At 35.0% G+C, this 19,667-nt stretch carries 23 protein-coding genes; 5 read left to right on the top strand and 18 right to left on the bottom strand.

Annotated features, from left to right (window positions below; genetic code table 11):
• Positions 1–234: 234 nt before the first annotated feature.
• From WKH56_RS30000 to mreC, 9 genes are all read right to left on the bottom strand, one after another.
• A complete protein-coding gene (locus WKH56_RS30000) occupies positions 235–1,098 on the bottom strand; it encodes a DUF4097 family beta strand repeat-containing protein (protein ID WP_310884043.1) in 864 nt (287 codons plus the stop codon).
• On the bottom strand, positions 1,088–1,651 hold the full coding sequence (locus WKH56_RS29995; protein WP_048019633.1) for an HAAS signaling domain-containing protein: 564 nt from the start codon (positions 1,649–1,651) through the stop codon (positions 1,088–1,090). Before WKH56_RS29995 ends, WKH56_RS30000 begins: the two co-directional genes overlap by 11 nt.
• The gene (locus WKH56_RS29990; RefSeq protein WP_033580026.1) at positions 1,638–1,967 is read right to left on the bottom strand and encodes a PadR family transcriptional regulator; all 330 of its coding nucleotides are present in this window, start codon (positions 1,965–1,967) and stop codon (positions 1,638–1,640) included. The genes WKH56_RS29995 and WKH56_RS29990 overlap by 14 nt, the downstream gene beginning before the upstream one ends.
• A 280-nt stretch (positions 1,968–2,247) precedes the next feature.
• Positions 2,248–2,403, bottom strand: a complete 156-nt coding sequence (locus WKH56_RS29985) for a hypothetical protein (RefSeq protein WP_048019313.1) — start codon at positions 2,401–2,403, stop codon at positions 2,248–2,250.
• 492 nt (positions 2,404–2,895) lie between these two features.
• The gene (locus WKH56_RS29980; protein WP_048019312.1) at positions 2,896–3,564 is read right to left on the bottom strand and encodes a phosphatase PAP2 family protein; all 669 of its coding nucleotides are present in this window, start codon (positions 3,562–3,564) and stop codon (positions 2,896–2,898) included.
• 140 nt (positions 3,565–3,704) lie between these two features.
• Entirely contained in the window at positions 3,705–5,123 is a 1,419-nt protein-coding gene (locus tag WKH56_RS29975) for a HAMP domain-containing sensor histidine kinase (RefSeq protein WP_048019311.1), read from the bottom strand.
• Entirely contained in the window at positions 5,124–5,807 is a 684-nt protein-coding gene (locus tag WKH56_RS29970) for a response regulator transcription factor (RefSeq protein WP_048019310.1), read from the bottom strand.
• Positions 5,808–6,068: 261 nt separating this feature from the next.
• Positions 6,069–6,764 (bottom strand): response regulator transcription factor, encoded by a 696-nt coding sequence (locus WKH56_RS29965; protein WP_028414892.1) that lies wholly within the window; start codon positions 6,762–6,764, stop codon positions 6,069–6,071.
• A 181-nt stretch (positions 6,765–6,945) separates the two neighbouring features.
• Complete coding sequence (mreC, locus tag WKH56_RS29960; protein ID WP_310884044.1) at positions 6,946–7,737, bottom strand: rod shape-determining protein MreC; 792 nt, start codon at positions 7,735–7,737, stop codon at positions 6,946–6,948.
• A 510-nt stretch (positions 7,738–8,247) separates the two neighbouring features.
• On the opposite strand from mreC, the gene WKH56_RS29955 reads away from it, so the two are divergent.
• From WKH56_RS29955 to WKH56_RS29945, 3 genes are all read left to right on the top strand, one after another.
• Positions 8,248–9,012 carry a COG4705 family protein gene (locus WKH56_RS29955; RefSeq protein ID WP_230683497.1) on the top strand — a complete coding sequence of 255 codons (765 nt, stop codon included), beginning with the start codon at positions 8,248–8,250 and terminating at the stop codon, positions 9,010–9,012.
• Positions 9,013–9,125: 113 nt separating this feature from the next.
• Positions 9,126–9,284, top strand: a complete 159-nt coding sequence (locus tag WKH56_RS29950) for a hypothetical protein (RefSeq protein WP_155017460.1) — start codon at positions 9,126–9,128, stop codon at positions 9,282–9,284.
• 47 nt (positions 9,285–9,331) lie between these two features.
• Positions 9,332–9,607: a hypothetical protein gene (locus WKH56_RS29945; protein WP_155404455.1), complete on the top strand. Its 276-nt coding sequence runs from the start codon at positions 9,332–9,334 to the stop codon at positions 9,605–9,607.
• 529 nt (positions 9,608–10,136) lie between these two features.
• Here the strand turns inward: WKH56_RS29945 and WKH56_RS29940 are convergent.
• Positions 10,137–11,039 carry a LysR family transcriptional regulator gene (locus tag WKH56_RS29940; RefSeq protein WP_168761387.1) on the bottom strand — a complete coding sequence of 301 codons (903 nt, stop codon included), beginning with the start codon at positions 11,037–11,039 and terminating at the stop codon, positions 10,137–10,139.
• A 91-nt stretch (positions 11,040–11,130) separates the two neighbouring features.
• Between WKH56_RS29940 and WKH56_RS29935 the strand changes: the two genes are divergently transcribed.
• The gene (locus WKH56_RS29935) at positions 11,131–11,727 is read left to right on the top strand and encodes a cyclophilin-like fold protein (protein ID WP_342837250.1); all 597 of its coding nucleotides are present in this window, start codon (positions 11,131–11,133) and stop codon (positions 11,725–11,727) included.
• A gap of 81 nt (positions 11,728–11,808) precedes the next feature.
• Positions 11,809–12,978, top strand: coding sequence for an MFS transporter (locus WKH56_RS29930; protein WP_221832201.1), 1,170 nt, complete (start codon positions 11,809–11,811; stop codon positions 12,976–12,978).
• A 130-nt stretch (positions 12,979–13,108) separates the two neighbouring features.
• Here the strand turns inward: WKH56_RS29930 and WKH56_RS29925 are convergent, their stop codons facing one another.
• The 8 genes from WKH56_RS29925 to WKH56_RS29890 all read right to left on the bottom strand — a co-directional run bounded on the left by WKH56_RS29925 (position 13,109) and on the right by WKH56_RS29890 (position 19,520).
• The gene (locus WKH56_RS29925) at positions 13,109–13,666 is read right to left on the bottom strand and encodes a sugar O-acetyltransferase (RefSeq protein ID WP_275210893.1); all 558 of its coding nucleotides are present in this window, start codon (positions 13,664–13,666) and stop codon (positions 13,109–13,111) included.
• Between the two features lie 166 nt (positions 13,667–13,832).
• Entirely contained in the window at positions 13,833–15,191 is a 1,359-nt protein-coding gene (locus tag WKH56_RS29920) for an SLC45 family MFS transporter (protein ID WP_275210892.1), read from the bottom strand.
• Between the two features lie 1,398 nt (positions 15,192–16,589).
• Positions 16,590–17,003 (bottom strand): helix-turn-helix domain-containing protein, encoded by a 414-nt coding sequence (locus WKH56_RS29915; protein WP_048019303.1) that lies wholly within the window; start codon positions 17,001–17,003, stop codon positions 16,590–16,592.
• Between the two features lie 191 nt (positions 17,004–17,194).
• Entirely contained in the window at positions 17,195–17,347 is a 153-nt protein-coding gene (locus WKH56_RS29910) for a YjcZ family sporulation protein (protein ID WP_013058439.1), read from the bottom strand.
• 284 nt (positions 17,348–17,631) lie between these two features.
• Complete coding sequence (locus WKH56_RS29905; RefSeq protein ID WP_081213975.1) at positions 17,632–17,739, bottom strand: YjcZ family sporulation protein; 108 nt, start codon at positions 17,737–17,739, stop codon at positions 17,632–17,634.
• Positions 17,740–17,940: 201 nt separating this feature from the next.
• On the bottom strand, positions 17,941–18,279 hold the full coding sequence (locus WKH56_RS29900; RefSeq protein ID WP_028414903.1) for a CotD family spore coat protein: 339 nt from the start codon (positions 18,277–18,279) through the stop codon (positions 17,941–17,943).
• A 183-nt stretch (positions 18,280–18,462) separates the two neighbouring features.
• A complete protein-coding gene (locus WKH56_RS29895) occupies positions 18,463–18,651 on the bottom strand; it encodes a hypothetical protein (protein ID WP_028414904.1) in 189 nt (62 codons plus the stop codon).
• 125 nt (positions 18,652–18,776) lie between these two features.
• Positions 18,777–19,520, bottom strand: a complete 744-nt coding sequence (locus tag WKH56_RS29890) for an HAD family hydrolase (RefSeq protein WP_243495026.1) — start codon at positions 19,518–19,520, stop codon at positions 18,777–18,779.
• Between the last annotated feature and the right edge of the window lie 147 nt (positions 19,521–19,667).

Below are 19,667 nucleotides of genomic sequence, written 5' to 3'. Positions count from 1 at the left end.
TTAGCATAAAAGAAGATATATTTTTTCTAGACCTTCCATGCTCAAATTACAAGAACCAAGAGAGATTTGTATACGGCTCATTTTTAGCTGCCATTATTACTTTACTTCACCATAAACTAAATTAAAAAAGGTTCCACTCATCAACGTTCAATGAGTGAAACCTTTTTTTGATTATCTGCTGCTAGCTGTGCCTCTGCTTTTTTGCAGATGAGCTTTGTGCGTAGAGCTAACAGGCTACTTTGTTACAGAAATACTGCCGTTATGAGTGGCTAGTTTAATAATATTCTTTCCTTTTCCAATAACAGCGTCCCTATCATATTTATTCAAGATATCGACTTTTCCATTATCGACAGAAACGTTAAATTGAACGTTACTTGGTTCTTTTTCCGTTGTAATCTCAACTTTTCCATTGTGCGTTTTAAAGTCAATATCTCGATCAAGTTCTTCTGTTTCAAGAGTGATACTTCCGTTATGGGTTTCACCTTCTAAACTACCTTCCACGTTACTCAGCGTTATTTTTCCGTTATTTCCTTTTGCTTGAACTGTTTTGGCTGCAGCATTTTTTATGCTCGTAAGTCCATTGTGTACGCTGGTGGTCAGGTTTTGTGAATCAATGTCCTCTAATTCTACACGTCCATTGTTTGCACCGACAGAAACATCTGCTGCGCGTAATTTTTTAACAGACACATATCCGTTGTTACTGGAAATCCCCAATGAATTATACTGTTTTTCAGGCAGATAAACGTTGATGGATAGCGGTTTTAATACACTAACAATGTCAAAATTGACCCAGCTGCGCTGCTGTTCATTATAGGAGATAAAAAGCGTTGAATTTTTAACGTCAGTAGTGAAGTCTCTTTTTATATTAGGAGATGTTTCGCCTTTTAATGTTACTTTGATATTATCACCTTTGATAGGATACACGTGAACACGAGTATTATCCGTATCAATGTTTACCTTGGATACTTGATTGCTGTTAATAACTTTTTCTTTTGAAATAGGTTCAGGATCAATAGCACGATAAGTAAGGAGGCCTCCTATAATCCCAACAAGAATGAGAATGCCTGCAAGAACGGAGAGTTTCTTTTTATTCAGCACGTTTTAAACCGCCTTTCACCAGTGATACATTGTATTTCAGATAACGTACAAAGCCTTTTATAGCTAGCTTCGTTACAACAAACATACCTAGCATAATAAAATATCCAATTCCGCAAAATGCTAACGACATAAATAAATTAAAGAGAAAAAAGCCGCTCCAATGTACAATAGCCTCACCGAGAACTAGAATAGGTGATAGCAAGAAACATAGACCTATGGCCCAAGCTGATAAAATAAAGCCAGCTAATGCAACGGCCGGACCAAGAACAATTACTACATTAAAAAAAGCTAAACCAATTACGGCCCAAGTGGCTCTCAAAATATTTTGAGTTGTTGCCTTAGCTGTTGCTTGCTCAACGTGATAATCTGCCAGCAATTCTTTGGCTATTTGATTCGGGGATCCTAGCGACGCTACAATTTCTTCTTCTGTTTTTCCTTCTTCTAAGCCAATGGAAAAATGTTCTTCATAATCTTGCAAAATATCCTCTCGTTCTTTTGAGGACAATGGTTTTAATGATTCATTCAATTGCTGTAAAAATTTACTCTTCGACATTGTTCACACCTTCTTTAATTAATTGATTAACACCTCTTGAAAACTCATTCCATTCATCGATAAGTTCGTATAAATACTCCCTGCCTTTATCGGTAAGCTGATAATATTTCCTTGAAGGACCTTCTGTAGATTCCTTTAAATACGTTGTAAAATATTCTTCTTTTGTTAATCGGCGCAGAAGAGGATATACCGACCCTTCTGATATTTCAATTTGATCGGAGATTTTTTGAACTAATTCATATCCATAGCGGTCTTTCTTATCCAGTAATACAAGGACACAAAGCTCTAAAACTCCTTTTTTAAATTGCACGTTCACTGTTCTTCACCCTTTTCTTTTCACAGTCCACTACTGTTTATTGTATAGTACTGATTTATAATAACTTCCTAATAATTACAATATATCACCAGCTATTGTTTATTGCAAGGTACTGTTTAATATTTTTTAAATTTTAATCATTTTACAGTCGTAAGACATTTTTTATAAAGCAAGGTTCAACCTTCTTTTTCTAATTAGCTTATATATGAAATTATTTTTAACGTGGCCAAAAGAAAAAGCAGCCTATAACTATAGACTACTCAGCAGCGAACATTCTAGGCTATTTTTCTTTTGCCTGTTTGATAAATAAAAAGAAAACCGTTATTAAAATAAAATAATTTAGAGGATTTTTAAAGATATTACCGTCTAAAGCCAATTGTAATAAGATCCATAAAGCGAAGATAACTAATACGGCTGGTATTGTAAGTTTGTTCATACATTGCTCATCCTTCGTCTCAGAGTAATACAGTAATCATGACTCTCAATACTTTTTATACTGTAAAAATTAAATCCGCAAATAGTTTTGAAAGTATATTGATTGAATTCCTGTAAGAATATCACTTTTTAAGATAAAATTTAACAGTTTCCGCCACGATTGATAGAAATGGATCAATTTCATTTGATTTTTTTGTAATAAGTTCAAGAAAAAAGTAACCGTTATTTTACATTTTCTAATAATAAAAACAGTCAATTTTATGACTGTTTTAAGTAGAATGCTATCAAAAATTTCATTTCCTAGGTGGTGTATCATCTTTATAAAAAATGCAGTTCTTATAGATTCGTTTTTTATTCCCCCTACTGAAAAAACGTCCATAAATCAATGCTGGCTGTTCATATCAGTACTTTTGATAATCCACATTTAATTATGAAGCCAGTCACTTGCATCCGTACCCTATATGGTTATTTTCGCGTTGATATATCATCGTATTCATTCTTTACTTTGAGTAGATCTTCTTTGCTCAACCTTCTTCTCCTGATAGCGCTGATAGAACCAAATAGCAATAGCTAGCCAGCAGCCGCTAGCAAAATAGCCTCCAATAACATCGCTAGGATAATGCACGCCTAAGTAAATACGACTAATACCTATTGCTAGAATCATTGTAGTGCTAATAACGATTAAAAGTGTACGTCCCCAGCGAGTAGAAATATGACGCCAGAGCAAAAATGAAAGGACGCCGTAAACAGCAAAAGCACTCATAGCATGCCCACTTGGAAAGCTATAACCATTGATTTCGATTAATCGATGGAAATCAGGACGTGCACGATGAAAAAATAGTTTTAGCAGCTCATTGAGGATTGGAGAACCTACAATAATCGCGATAAATAAAATAAGCTCCGTTCGATGTTTTAATACTTTATAGAGAAAAAACAAACTAAAGAGAGAAATCACTGCAACAGATGGCGTAGAGCCAATAAAAGTAAAGCATTTCATAATAGTCGTTAGCCCAGGAGTTTCGACCCCTTGAATTAGCGATATAATAGACCGATCAAATGCGACAATTTTTGATCCATTAATTAAAAGAGCCATCCCACTAAAACAAATAAGGGACAACAAGCTTAACATAAAAGCAATTGTAAATTGAAACTTCAACTTCATACTAGACACCTCTACTTTCTGTGCTTTATCAAGCTACTTTTGATGAAATGTGATAAAGTCTTTTTACTTCTAGATTTTGATGCTTCTTTGCTTTTGAAGTTAGGAGTATTAAAAATAAAGATCTTGTTTTATATGCACATTTATAGAGAATTAGTAAACAGAGGCAATACAGCCGTTACATTTGTTCCTTCGCCCTCTTTACTCTCGATGTTAATCGTACCATGGTACTTTTCAATCCATCGTTTGGCTATAGCCAGTCCTAAGCCAAGCCCTCCTTGTTTTCTGCTTCTTGCCTTATCCACTCGGTAAAATCTATTTAAAATATAAGGTATATCCTCTTCTGGAATTCCAATTCCTTTATCCATTATTTTAAGGGATACCTTTTCATTGATGAGAGAACAGTCTATAACTACCTCTTTCTCTTCCTTCTTAGAATATTTGACTGCATTATCTAACAAAATGATTAATATTTGTTCTAGATGGCGAGAAGAAATATTCACGTACAGATTTTCATGTGAGTGTCTTATTTTAAACTCATAGTTGTTATACAGTACTTCAAAATTCCTTACAACATGTTGAACAGTGGCCAATACGTTAATAGGTTCAACATCTACAGGATTTATCAGACTATTTTCAGCTCGGGATAGCTCCAATAATTCTTGCACAAGATTCGTTAAACGCTCTACTTCTTTCAGACTGGATTTCAAGGATTTATCTAATACTGCTGCATCATTTTTCCCCCAGCGATTTAACAATGTCAAATGTCCTTGGATAATGGCTAACGGAGTTCTTAATTCATGTGAAGCATCCTCTACAAACTGTTTTTGCTGTAAAAAAGAGTCTTCGAGGCTATCCATCAACTCATTAAATAAACTGCCTAATTGAGCAAATTCATCGTTTTTTTCATTAACTGGAACACGTTCTTCAAGGCCATTTGTTTTTATTTTTTTCATCGTCAATGTTAACGCTTGAACGTTAGATAGTATTTTCTTTGCTAGAATGGTTCCACCTAGAATACTAAAGATTAGTGAGCCTATCCCTGCAGCAAGCATTAATAAAAAAATCTTGTCCATAAAAGCATCAGACATCTCCATATTTCTAACAATTTCAACCGTTCCAGTGAAGTTGTCGGTGACAATTGGAGAACGAAGAACGAGTAGACGTTCATCGTGGTTTCGAATCACTTTATACTCTTTGTGCTTCACCGCCTTCGGTTGCTGCCAATTTGGTGAAACATTGTTTGAGGTACTGGTTATAATGTTCCCTTTCCTATCAAGAACACGAATCAACTGATTCTTTTCATTAATTTTCGATAAGTATCCTTCACTGTTTTCAATTTGTTTTAAGGATAAAGGTTCATCATCAGATTGAATAAAAGCGAGAACCTCGTTTAATTGATGAATACCATTTTGCTTCTCATAATTTAAAATACCGTTATCAATCACAATGTATTGAAAGAGGTTATAAGAGAGAAAAAGAAAAAATAAAAACATGGAAGACCATAACGTTATCTTCCATCTTATAGGTAAATCTTTTATACAATTTATCCACTTTCTCATTTAAACATCACGCATCACGTACCCAACCCCTCTGATGGTTTGAATATATAACTCTTTGTCCTCCGCACTTAATTTATTTCTTAAATATCTAACATATACATCGACAACATTCGTTTCAACAACTGAATCGTACCCCCACACTTGCTCTAAAAGTATGTCTCTCGTTAATACTTTGTTAATGTTACGCATAAAAATGGCTAGGAGTTCAAATTCTTTATTCGTGAGTTCAATTAGTTTTTTTTCTTTTATCACTGTTCTTGATTCCAAATCAAGTTCAATATCTTTAAATGTTAATAGTAGCTTCTGATTCAGCATGTTGTTGTTTTCTTGACGTCTAAAAATGACTCGCATTCTTGCAAATAATTCTTCAATTGCAAATGGTTTGGACAAATAATCGTCAGCTCCATTATCAAGCCCCATTACCCTGTCCATGACACTATCCTTAGCTGTGAGCATAATAACAGGAGTATCCTTAGTTGTTCTTAGTCTTCTGCATACCTCAATTCCATTTAATCCAGGCATCATTAAATCCAATAATATAATATCGTACTTCTGCTTGGTTGCTTTATCTAAACCAGTACGACCATCGTAAGCTACGTCAACTAAATATCCTTCATATTTTAGTTCTAATTCTAAAAATTCTACTAATCCTTCTTCATCCTCTACAATTAGTACCTTTTGCATATAAAGTACTCTCCTTTGTCTAAAAATTAAAAACGTAAAAACTGCTTCTACAAATGAATATGAGTACTAGTACTATATCCCTCCATTTTGAAAGATAATAAGAAGAAATATGAAATAAGTTTTCTATGACTTTCTTCTTTATAGGCTTTTCTTCAATTTATCAAATAAAAATTAGATTTGAATAAAAAAGAGATTAAGAATAAATGAATTTATTTCTTAATCTTCTTTAATGAATCATATAAAGTTGCTTTCCTTGTTTCTTTAACTTTCTTTAATGGTGTATCCTATGCCTCGAACAGTCTCAATGAGTGAGGGACTAAATCCTTCTTCAATTTTCTTTCTCAAATAACTTATATAAACATCAAGTATATTTGTATCTCCTTCGTATTCATATCCCCATACATTTAGTAAGATTCCTTCACGAGTAACCGTCTTATTTTTATGGATGACTAAGTAAATTAATAAATCATACTCTTTCGGGGTTAAGCTGATTTTTTGCCCAGCCCTAGTTACTTCTCTTGATTCAGTATTTATAACCATATCTTCAATTAATAATAACGAGTCTTTTTCTACCTTATTCCTAATAACAAGGTGCTTATAACGTAGTAAAGAACGTATCCGAGCCAGCAATTCTTCAGTTTTAAATGGTTTAGTTATATAATCATTTGCGCCATGATCTAACCCCAGTATTTTGTCTAGAGTTGAGTTGCGAGCTGTCAAAAGAATAATAGGCACGTAATTTTCTCTCTTTCTTACTTTACGCAAGACCTCTATACCACTCATTTCCGGTAGCATAATGTCAAGTAAAATTAAATCAAACATATTTGATAAGGCCATTTCGAGACCATCTCTTCCATTGTTTTTAATTTTCACTTGGTAACCTTCATGTTCAAGTTCCATTTTTAATATATTGCCTATTTCTACTTCATCTTCCACAATTAAAATACTTTCTTTCATCTAACTAACCTCTCTTTTCAATCTCTATATTTTTGCTTTGCATATCGATCGCTCTTTCCAATAATAAAGAGAAGTGTACAGCTATCACAAACCAACATCTCAGTGGACAATAGGAAATTTTAAGTGCTGAACATAAAAACGTAAGATAAAAGACTTCTATTAGAATGTGATATTAAATTCACTACCCATTGCTCTTTGCTTTAATAACAACTACTTCACTAATATCATTAAAGTTGGATGAGGGTTTTACAACGGCCAATTGCGTTAGTCCATATTCATCAGGCTTTACTTTGATGACTTTTCCTAAGGCTAATTTCCCTTGAAAGATTGAACTGATAGGAGAGGTTTGAACTTTATCTCCTACATTAACCTCAGCCTCACTAGGGATTTTTCTAATAATTAAATTACCTTTTTTATCATCGTAGCCTTCTAATGTTCCATTCACGCTTTTCCTATCCTTTAACATTACCGCCATACGATTTGTCCTAAGGTTTGAGCTAATTAGTTCTACGATAGAGGTTGACGAAAAAACTTTGGATACCTTCCCAATGACGCCATTTGTACCTAGCACATTCATATCTATTTTTAACCCCTGCTTCTTTCCTTTATCAATTGTTAATTCATTGTTCCAGTTGTTCGTTGAGCGGCCAATTACGGTAGCTGTTACAGGATTATAGGTTTTTACCTGATCTTCTGCTTTTAAAATTTTTTTTAAGACTTTATTTTCATATTCCAACTTATAAGCATTTGCTTCCTCTTGGTTTTCAGTGGCTAGCTTACTCTTTAAGATAGAGTTTTCTTTGTAAGTGGAAAATAATTGACTCACTTGTTGAGGTTCACTCCAAGAAAGCTTGTCTAAAGAAAGTAAGCTACCTTTGTACAAGGTTCCAACAAAAATAAGTCCTCCTACAGTAAGAATCCCTCCTATCAAAATATATGTATGTCTTTTCTTCTTTCTTTGAAAACGTATCAAAATGGCACCTTCCTACCAATAGTCATGCTATTTATAATCTTACTAGCTGTTTCTTAAAAATTTCTTAAGTATTATCATCTTTGACCTCTTAACAACTATTCAACGTTCTCCTTCTTTTAATGAATTGTACTTATTTTCTAGTTTCAAAAGCTGAAGGCATAACGTTATGTTTAAAAAACTTGGCTCACATAATTTAAATTTAATACGGTGTAATGAAATTTAAATGAAATTAAAATGAGAATTCGATAAAAAATAAATATTTTATTTTTATAAAAACATAATGGTGCAACAGAGTTGATAAAACATTTAATTAAAACATTAATAAAAAGTTTTTTATAAAAATCTCATTAAATTCTTATTTATTTTTCATTTTGATTTTAGAAAAAGACTGTACAGTTTGAATTACAGCGATGAAGCTTTTAAAAAATTTCTTTAAGAAAAACGTTAGGCAAGTGTGCCGTTTATTTAAGAGAATAAACAGTTAGCACAAGAAGGAGAGAAAAATTAAAAATGCAAACATCTTCGCCAATGAATAAAATTGCACAAATTACCCTTGTTTTTTGGATTATGAAGATTTCTGCTACGACACTGGGTGAAACCGCAGGTGACTTGTTAGCACAAACATTAGGAGTTGGATATGCAGTTAGTACGCTGATCTTTTTTAGCATATTTTTAATTACACTTGTAGCTCAACTAAGCTCTAAGAGGTATATTCCGGCCCTTTATTGGACTGTTATTCTGTCAACTAGCGTAGCTGGCACAACTATGTCTGATTTTATGGATCGTACACTGGCATTAGGTTACGCAAAAGGCTCGATGATATTAATCACTATATTGTTGTCGATATTTGCATACTGGTATTTTAGCGAGCGTTCATTAAATATCAACTATATTAGAAACCGCAAGGCTGAAATACTTTATTGGATTGCCATCCTTTTCTCAAACACATTAGGTACAGCTTTAGGAGATTTTTTGTCTGATACGTCTGGCCTTGGATATATAGGTGGAGCTATTTTAATTGGCAGCTTACTAGCATTCATTGTTATATGTAACTTCTATACAAAGATTTCTCGTGTATTTTTATTTTGGGTAGCATTCGTTTTGACTCGCCCTTTCGGAGCAACATTTGGAGATCTTTTGACAAAGCCACATGAAAAAGGTGGTTTAGACTTAGGTACGGCAGGCTCTTCTCTAGTCCTAGCCTCCATTCTTATTGCCTTTATGATTCATACGACATTTAAACAAAATAACGTAAGCTCAGAACAAGCGCTGTAGATTTCTTTTTTTATTTAATACATTACAAAACCCATAAAAAGAAAAAATCTAACGAAGTGACTAATTGCATGAACCACCTCTTTTTCACACATACTCGTAAGGAGGTGGTGTTTATGGTTAATCAGTTAGAAGTTCTTACCCAGCGTGTTAATGATAAACAATATGATTACTGGCTTCATCATGATTTATTTAGTGCTCAATGGTGGCTAATTATCATTTTAAGTGCGCTTTTCTATTCGTTTTTTATCTCCTCATTGACCGACAACGAATAATATTTATTCTCTTAGTATTTTTCATTAGTTTTGTTTTAGTTGGTACTGTGGATGAACTCGGAAAGTTCTTTGGCGTATGGAGCTACCCTCATCAATTATTGGTCTTTACTCATCGTTTTCATTCCGTTGATTTTGCAGTTATCCCGGTTATACTTACATTAGTTTACCAATTCTTTAGCAAATGGAAGATTTATTGGATTGCTTCTCTTATTGCTTCAGCTTTTATCGCTTTTATTGGAGTGCCTATATTTACTTTTTTCCATATTCTATGGAGCATATTAATTACAGACACAAAAAAAGCTCACCTTAAAAGGTCAGCCTAAATAGGGGAGTTCTATAGAAAATGTTGTATTGCATTACTGATATTTATACTAGCATCTAATAGTGAAAAATTGGTGAAATGTTCGTCTCACTTATCTTTTTAAAAATTTCTTCTTTGAAAAATGAAGTCTACGTTTTAAGCTCTCACTATAAAAGCGTGAACTCGTGATAGGCTACGCTTTTATACATCTATATTCCATTAAGATCTATGAAAGTTAACCGGTCTCTAATCATCGCTTACTCGTTCAAGCCTGCTATTTTTAGGTACGTCTCTTTTATCTTCAATCGCTCCCTGTAAAGGAAGCTAAAAGAACTGTAAAATATATGGACGAAAAAGCTAATCATTACCTTGATATTATTAACGGTTTATCGCCAGATGACACTAACCCTGGCGAATGGAAGTTAATACATCCTAATAAAACATCCTAAGGCTCTTAACATCACCTCCATACCCGCAGTAAAAAGACTTATCTACCATACCGTATAGATAAGTCTTTTTACTCCATTTGTTTGAACTAGACCGACGCGCTGTCAGTTTAGAGTTTGTGAAAATTCCCCCTGCAGTTCTTTTAAAAACGCATCAGCTGCAGCTGAAAGAACATGATGCTTTTTCCACACAATATTTAAACCTGATTCAAGTCTTGGCTGTAACGGTCTGAAACAAAGGTTGCTATTAGTAGACGTATTGACTATTTTATCAAGTGTTATGGCATACCCAATGCCTTCTTCAACCATAATGGCCGCATTATATGCAAGATTGTATGTAGTAACGATGTTTAATTTATGAAAGTCTTCGCCAAACCAATCCGAAAATTCATTTTTTGAAAATGTCTGCTTCATGGCCTGTCGTGAACAGATTAGTGGAGCGTTTAATAAATCCGCAGCTTGAATGCTTTCTTTGAGGGCAAGAGAACTGTCTCTTCTCATCACAACGCCCCAAACATCTTTGGCAGGGATATTAAGATAATTGTATTTTGAAATATCAGCCGGTTGAATTAAAATGCCAAAGTCAAGCAGCCCCTTGTCAAGCCGTTCCGTTATATCTTCTTCGTTTCCGCTGTAGAGGTGATATCGTATATTGGAATAACGTACCTGCACATCTTTTGCGACTCGTGCAATATGTTTCATTGCTTCTGTCTCCCCGCCCCCTATATAAATATCACCACCTATTGTTTCTTCCATGGAACTAAACTCCGCCTCCAATTTATCGACCATATTAACAATTTCCTCTGCCCTGTTTCGCAGAAGCATTCCTTCATCTGTCAAAATGATACTGTGACTGCTGCGAATAAATAATTTTTTGCCCAACTCTTGTTCAAGATCTTTTAATTGCCTAGAAAGTGTGGGCTGTGTCACATGCAAAACATCAGCGGCCTTCGTGATGTTTCCTTCTCTTGCAACCGTAAGAAAATACCGCAAAACTCGAATTTCTATATCCCTCTCCTCCTTTCATAAGCTTTAGTATATACACTCTAGAAATGCTTATCAAACATATCATGATATAAGATATAAGTATTTTTTATATTTGGAAGAAGCCGTTAGAATAAACAACAAAGAAGTTCATATCACACCATCAACATCTTTAATAATTCAATGTGGAAAGGAGCTTAAGATGAAAAAAATGTTATATCTGCCTTCTATCTTAGTAATAAGCGCTGCACTCGCTGCTTGCGGCAACAATCATTCTTCTGCAACCGACCATAATGCCAGTAAGCATTCAAACCGAGTACCAGAACAAATAGAAGAAGATAGTATTTCAAATACAAAAATAAAGTTAACGTTCAACAACAAAGAAGTGTTTGTTAGGATGTACGATAACCCAGCAAGTAAGGGTTTTCTAGTTCAACTGCCTTTAACCGTAACGTTTGAAGATTATATAGGTAAAGAGAAAGTTAGTATTTTACAAAAAAGATTATCTATAGATGATGTACAAGCCGAAGACCTATCCAAAAAAGGAGACTTTGCTTATTACGCTCCTTGGGGAAATGTAGCTATTTTTTACAAAGGTCTTGAGGATGCTACAAACGACCTTATCATACTAGGTCAAATTGAATCAGGAAAAGAAAATGTTGAAAATGTTGATGGTGATTTTACAGGTAGAATTGAAAAAGTGACTAAGTAAAAACATGACAATACACCTTTAAACAACCCGATTTACAGCCACTAGAACACAACATTTTTTAGAAAGAAGGATCTTTATTTTATGTCTAAACAAACTAAGCTACTTATATTTGTCTTAACTTTAGGAGCTTTCGGTATTATCAATACCGAAATGGGCGTTATAGGGATATTACCCTACATTGCGGATCACTTTCATATCAGTGTATCAAAAGCAGGATGGCTGGTGAGTCTCTTTGCGCTTACCGTGTCAATATCCGGTCCAACGATGCCGTTATTATTTTCGGGAGTCAATCGCAAGAAGGCAATGCTGCTTGTACTTGGTATTTTCATTTTAGGTAACATTATCTCTATCTTTACTTCTAATTTTGCTATTGCCATCATTGCGCGTGTGATTCCAGCTATTTTTCATCCAATTTATTTTTCAGCAGCTTTTACAATGGCAGCGAACTCAGTCAGCAAGGAAGAGGCTCCAAAAGCTGTTTCAAAAGTCTTTATTGGCGTATCTGCAGGTATGGTACTTGGTGTGCCGATCGCAAGTTTTCTTGCAAGTACAGTCTCGTTTCAACTATCCATGACGTTTTTTACTGTTATTAACGCGATAGTATTTATTGCTACGTGGGCATTTTTCCCTTCTATGCCTGTTACAGAAAGACTTTCATACGGAGCACAGCTAAGCGTATTAAAAAAACCTGTTACTTGGCTTTCTATTATTGCCGTCCTTTTACTGAATTCAGCAGTATTTGGGGTATATAGCTATCTTGCTGAGTATCTTAAAAGCGTTACGAACCTCTCTGGACAATTAATTAGTTTCATGCTGGTTCTGTACGGTGTGGCAAATATTATCGGAAACATTATCGCAGGGAAATTACTTACGAAAAATGCCATTAAAACGGTAGTCGTTTTTCCTTTCGCATTGGGAATCGTTTACATCATTTTATTCTTCATCGGACAGTTTACTTGGCCTATGGCTATCATGACTTTAGTTTGGGGAATATTTGCTGGTATAGGAACGAATATTAATCAATATTGGATTTCATCAGCAGCTCCAGAAGCCCCTGATTTCGCGAATGGATTATTTTTAGCATCCGTTAACTTAGGAACAACCATTGGCACAGCCGTAGGTGGACTATTTATATCAGGAATGGGTATACAATACGTTGTACTAGTGGGCATCTTGTCATTAGTATTGAGCGCAGTATTTATTTTACCAAGAAGTTATATGAAACGTCCTGTAAGTCAACTTTCAAAATAAGACATCAACGCAACTTTCTTTCGTTAGGTTTATCATACAAATGAAAAATCCGAACGAGTTAGATTTCATACCAAGACCCTAACTCGTTCGGATTTTTTAAAACAAATAGGCTTTTGTAGCATATTAGAAATTAATCCAACTTCTTTATAATCTTTGCGGGGTTCCCTCCCACTACTACATGATCTGGAACATCTTTTATCACAACAGCTCCGGAAGCGATTACAACATTATGTCCAATTGTAACGCCTGGATTGATGACAGCTCGTCCCCCAATCCATACATTATCTCCAATCGTGACGGGCTTGGTATATTCAACTTCTGTAATTCGCTGTTCTGCATTCACAGGATGAGTATTCGTATAAATATGTACGCCTGGAGCCATCATACAGTTCTTCCCTATCGTAATTCGTCCCCCATCTAAAAGTGTGCAGTCAAAGTTCGCATAAAAATTTTCTCCTACGTGGATATTGTATCCGTAGTCGCATCGAAAGTTGGATTCAAGGTAGATACGTTCTCCAGTTGAACCAAAGAGTTCCTTTAGTAACTCCGTACGCTTTTCATAATTCGTCTCATCTGTATCGTTAAACGAACGAACAAGCCTTCTTGCATCTTCCCGGTCCTTTACTAATTCTTGGTCTGCTGGAAAATACAGCTCGCCATCCACCATTTTTTCTTTTTCAGTTTTCATTGATTCATTCTCCATTCTTGTTATCAAATTTCCCACTAAATTGAATTCGTTTACATTCTATCATGATAGTCAATACAAAAATGAGATGTTTATAGATTCCGGTCAATAGCTCGAACACAAAAAAGCTAAGAAACCACGCTGCTTTTGTACCATGGACAGTTACTAATTAGTTTGTATATGTTTCCTTAATAATTGAAACAGACGCTGCTCCCGTAGCAAGTAAAATACCTGAGATTAAAATCATGCCTGGCATAGAAGATCCGATTATTGGGAACAAAGCAAAACTCAAGCAAGAAGCTATAATTTGCGGCAAACAAATACTTCCATTAAATAACCCTAGATATGTTCCCATATTCTTTCCTGACAGGGCGTTGGTAAGCATCGTGAACGGAAACGTCATCATAGCAGCCCAAGCGATACCAATTAAAATAAATGAAGCAATCAGCATCCATTGATTGTGAATAAAAAAGACAGATCCAAAACCAATACCGCCTAGCAGTAAACTAAAAGCATACGCTGGCTTACGTTTGTTGTTGGCTACGCGTGACAAAACTAGTGACCAAATGACTGCGGCAATCGACTGTACAGCTGATAAAATGCCGAACCAGTTGCCAGCTGCTTGATAGCCGGAGCTAGACGGCTGATTCGTATACCAAACGTTTTCAGCGACTGCACCTGTACCGTATGTCCATAAATATTGAAAGCCCATCCAGCAGAAAAATTGAACAAGTGTCACCGTCCAAAAAACCTTTGGAGCGTTACGAAGCAGTTTAAAAACGTTTACATTTTCTTTTGTAGCTTCGTCTGCAATACCGTGGTATGCTGCAAATTCTGCAGGCGAATATTCTTTTACTTTAAGTATTGTAAATAAACTACAAATAATTAACACAACGGCTCCAACATAAAATGAAATAACAACTGATTGTGGTACTACCCCTTTTGGTGCACTATTTGATACGCCTAATACCGTTAAAACAAAAGGGAAAATACAGGCTAGCACAGCACCGCTGTTTGATAGAAAACTTTGAATAGAATAGGCAAAACCTTTTTGCTCTTCATTGACCATGTCTCCAACCATCATCTTAAATGGCTGCATGGCTACATTTGATGATACATCCATAAACAAAATAGTGATGGCGCCAAAAGTCATCGCAGCCACTGCACTAAAACCAAAACTGCCGGCGTTTGGCAGCAAACACATAACAATTACGGCTACAATTGCGCCAATCAGTAGATAGGGGATACGACGGCCAAGCCTTGGCATCCAGGTACGATCTGAAAAATAACCAACTAAGGGCTGAACCACTAAACCGGCCAACGGCGGTAAAATAAAGAAAAAGCCTAATGTAGTTGGATCAGCACCGATTGTTTGAAATATGCGTCCCATATTTGAACTCTGTAATGAGAATGCCATTTGTACACCTAAAAATCCAAAACTAATTAACCATATGGTACTGATCGGTAGATAAGGTAAGTTTGGCTGAACGCTTTTTTCACTGGTTTCAACGATTCTTTCTTCTAACATAACTGCCTCCTATGATTCAATTAACAGCCGCAAAAGATAGATGTTCTGATGTAAAGTGCTACGACATTCGTTGTGAACGTTTTCAAAACAACGATGAATACTGTAAATGTTAGTGTCTTTGGCTGGCTGTTTTCTATTTTGCTAGATTACCTCAGGAATACGGCATAACTAATAGTCCTGTCTAAAAATGCTGTTTGAGTATGTAAGAATTTTCACTATCTGCTCATCCGTAAGCTGCTGACTATCGCTATACCTTCTTAAAAGTTTCATAAAATCTAATTATTAAAAACATTAGAATACTTTTATTTGAACATTATATACTAAACTAATAATTTAATGCAATCGTTTGCACGAATTATTTTTTAAATATTTAAAGACCTTCGAATCTCGTGACACTATGCGTACATACTCATTATCATTGCTTTAATATTTCTAAGTCAAAGGAGGCTTTACTCTTGAAATCTTATAAAAAACCCAAAGAATATACGTATTCCTTGGGTTTAAGTTCCTTTAATTCACTTAATTTCCTTCTGGAGCAATCCATAATAGAACAGAGATTATCTGTAATATAACTTTAACTGAAGGTTTTTGTAACCATAAGGATTATAAAGAAGATAACCGCGAAGAAAAATCCTTGACTGACAGGGCTAGTAGTCTTTTTATCTAAGGATTTTCGGGTAAATAGCTTGAAGAACAATGGAAACAGAATGCCTCCAATGATTGCTGTAATTAGTGCTTTAACTAACATCCAATACTCCTTTCTAAAAACTGTTAATATCCGTGTATATCTGGTTCAGTAGAGAAAACAACATCGCCCCATTTCCCGGGCAAATATTTTGGTAACCAATAGGAATGTTTAAGAGTTGATACCTTTAGCTATCACACTACTTTCTTATGTAAAAGTTTTTACAATTAAAAGCATAATAAACATGATAATCGCAAACAAAGCTCCCTGAAGAACAAAGTTTATTGGCCTATGAGTAGCTTCATTTGCTTTTAGAAAATACTTTGACCATCTTGTATGCATCATTACGTTTGCACATAGGCTAAATAAAACCCCCGCAATGATTGAGGCAACTGCTGTTTTTAAGATATAAATTCACTCCTTTCTAAAACAATTAGAGGATACCCATAACTTAACATAAACACCTAAATCATACAAAAAAAACCATAGAGTCGAAAGCGTGTGGTAATCGCCCGTAAGCCATTCGTTTACAGACGAAACTGTGAATTAGACTACGAAATTTTGTGAAAAACCGTTCGTTTCCTTACTACTAACATCTTTATCTATATTACTCATATTTAATAAACCCTCTAAAAGAAAATAATAGCCAATGTTAATGTTTGTATGACTACAAGTACAAAAACAGGCTTTAAGGTTCCTTAAAGCCTGTCCACTTACCTTTCTTCCTTAAAATCCTTTTTTATATTCCAAAACGTTTGTTTTAATTCGTTATAAAAAAGCATAATTGCAAACCCTAGTATCGAAACACAGAATGAAAATTTACCCAAGTCAAAAAATATTCCTATAAATACAATGATAATCCCTATGACGAACCCTGGAGTAGCTGGCTCCTCTTCCTCTTCATCTATTGCAATTTTCTTTTGAAACTTCTGATCTCCCTTAATCAATTCATCCAGCGTCACATTATAAAGCTCACTTAACTTAATAAGGTTCTCAATATCCGGATACCCTTTATTATTTTCCCACTTATAGACGGCTTGTCTAGATACATTCATTTCCCCAGCTAGGTCTTCCCTGGACATCTTTTTTTCTTCCCTTAGCTTCTGCAGCTGTTCCCCTAAATTCACTCTCATCACCTCTAAGGCTTAGCTTACAATAAATATGTAAAAAATTCCATAAACGCTTAGTAACAAGCTGTAAACCATTGGTTAACGCGGCAAATATAAAGCGTAATCACTGGACATGTACAAATTCAACACAGAAAAAAAGCTAGCATAAAGCTAACTTTTTTAAGTTAGAGATAAAGGCAGGCTAATAATTAGCAACCGCCAAATCCTCCCCAACAAGCACAGCCAATAATGATTAATAAGATAAACAGCACGATAATTAAAGCAAAACCACTGCCACCGCCGTAACCGCAGCCGCCGCCATAACCATAGCCACAACCTCCGCCATAACCGCCAAAGAACATAAACTCCACCTCCTTCTTCTTCATACATTTAGCATATGATAAAAAACGAAATGTGCTCCACGAAGTGGATAGACTACGTTTTATACCACTATAAAAAAAACAATAACCTTTTAGTTTCTTTTACATACAATGAAGCATCCTCAGATCCCATATATGAGTTGTACACCCTCTGCAATAGAGTGTTTGAATTCCGCCCAATCAGTTCTATTGCGTATAAAAGCACTCCCTCACAACCTCGAATAAAAAAGTCTTTCTCAAATTAGAGAAAGACTTTTTTATTGTTATTAACAGCCAAATCCGCGACCGTAACAGCTGCATCCAATAATGACAAGAAGAATAAACAGAACAACTAATAAAGCAAAACCAGAACCAGCTCCACCATAACTAGACATATAAACACTTCCTTTCGTGATATTTAACTAAAGGAAAAAACTTTAAACTTACATGGGTTAAGGTATTATATGTAGACATAGCTCATATCGATTGGATTTTGGTCTAAAATGGGCTATTTTGTTTAACGATAGCTAAATAACATCCTAAATGTCACATAGTAAAAACCCTTCATTGTTAAAATGAAGGGGCTTTTTTGGCTATCAGCACCACGGACGAGGTCTAGGAGGACAGCTTGGAGCACAAAAATGTTGGTGCGTTTCCTGACATACAACGGATTCTGTATGCGGGAATGAGTGCATATATTTATAATTTTTTTGATAAACATTTGTAGTATGACTCGGATGCACCACTGGCACAAACACATCTTGACCAGTAAAAGATGTATTTTGTTTAACTGGGTCATACTGAGCAGGCATGGTTTGAGGAGGCAATTGACCACAAGGTTTAGCTTGAGGATAACCGCAGTTACCTTGCTGAGGATACATAGCCCCGTGATAACCACCGTAATTAGAGTGCTGATAAGGATAGTTGTTTCTCATATGAAAAATCTTCTCCTTTCTGTTAGTAGACTCCTATTACTGTATGTGAAACAACCATAGAATGTTTGGACAAATACCTAAAAAAGACCCTAACTAGTTAGGGTCTTTTTTACTAAGAGAAAAAATGTGTATCCTTAGTAACATAGCTATGATACTAAGAAATAAAAGGTTTTTTAATGCCCATTATTCCTCAAGATTAACATCCATCGCTCCGTTATCAATATTATTTAAAATGGTTTTGTTTTTATCGTCTAATTCATTACGTAAAAGTGAATTACGCGTCGCTTCGTATAAATCGTAGCTTCTTTCATCAACTGGAGAATTATGATCTTCACATATCATTTTTTCTGATTCTTTGGATTGACCTCCCATATCAGTCACCTCCTCTGTATAGTATGTGAGTTGATTAGAAAAAACATAAGAGCTTTATCTAGCTACTGTTAGGTAAGGTTTAATCAACGGTTAGCTGTTTCTGTATATTTTGTTTATATATGACCTTAGGTGGACACAACCGTTTCTTGAGCGTGCTTTTGAATGATTTCTGGAACTTCCAGCAGTGAATGAACGGTTATCATTTTACCTTTTGGCACAATATCAATTTCAACTTGATTATAGCTCCACTCCAGTTCAGAAGGTACATGAATCGCATGTATTCCAACCTCTACTGCCGGTCTTATATCGGTTTTTAATGAATTGCCAATCATCCAAGTCTTTTTTGGATCGTACTTAATTTGATTTAGTATCTCTTTTAATGCAGATGTATCTTTTTGTTCAGAAATGAATACCCTTTTTTCAAAATATTTAGCTAGCTCTAGCTGAACAATTTTTCTACCTTGGTTTTCCTCGTCTCCACCTGTGTGTAAGTAGAGATTATGTCCTTGTTCTTTAAGCTTATCTAATACTTCATACATATTTGGCAGAGGCTCTATCGGTACTTCAAATACACTTTGGCCAATTTTTTTGACTCTTTCGACTCTCTCGTCATGGATATCTTGATGATTTTGTTCACTAAAAAACAAATAAGTAGCTACTAATGATTCTGGAAAACGGGAAGAGTGAAGGCCATACTTTTCGATACTTTTTAAATCTATCTCTAACTGCTTTTGTTTTATTTCTTCCTTAGTCAGATTCTCAAACCACTCCTGCAATTGAGCCACAAAAGCATTTATGGTGTCTCTAAAATATTTATTACAGTGAACAAGCGTATCGTCTAAATTAAAAAGTAAGGTTTGCTTCTGCATTTCGTTAAATCCTTTCTACAATGGATGTACGGACAGTACATATGAAAAAACACTAACCACTTTTATTACCTATGCACACCTAAAACCAAGATAAAATCTCCAATGTGTTAGGAATAAGCAATTGATTACTACACTGAAATAAGAATA

This window comes from Priestia sp. SB1, from assembly GCF_038898415.1.
This window is presented reverse-complemented; position numbering and strand designations above follow the sequence as displayed.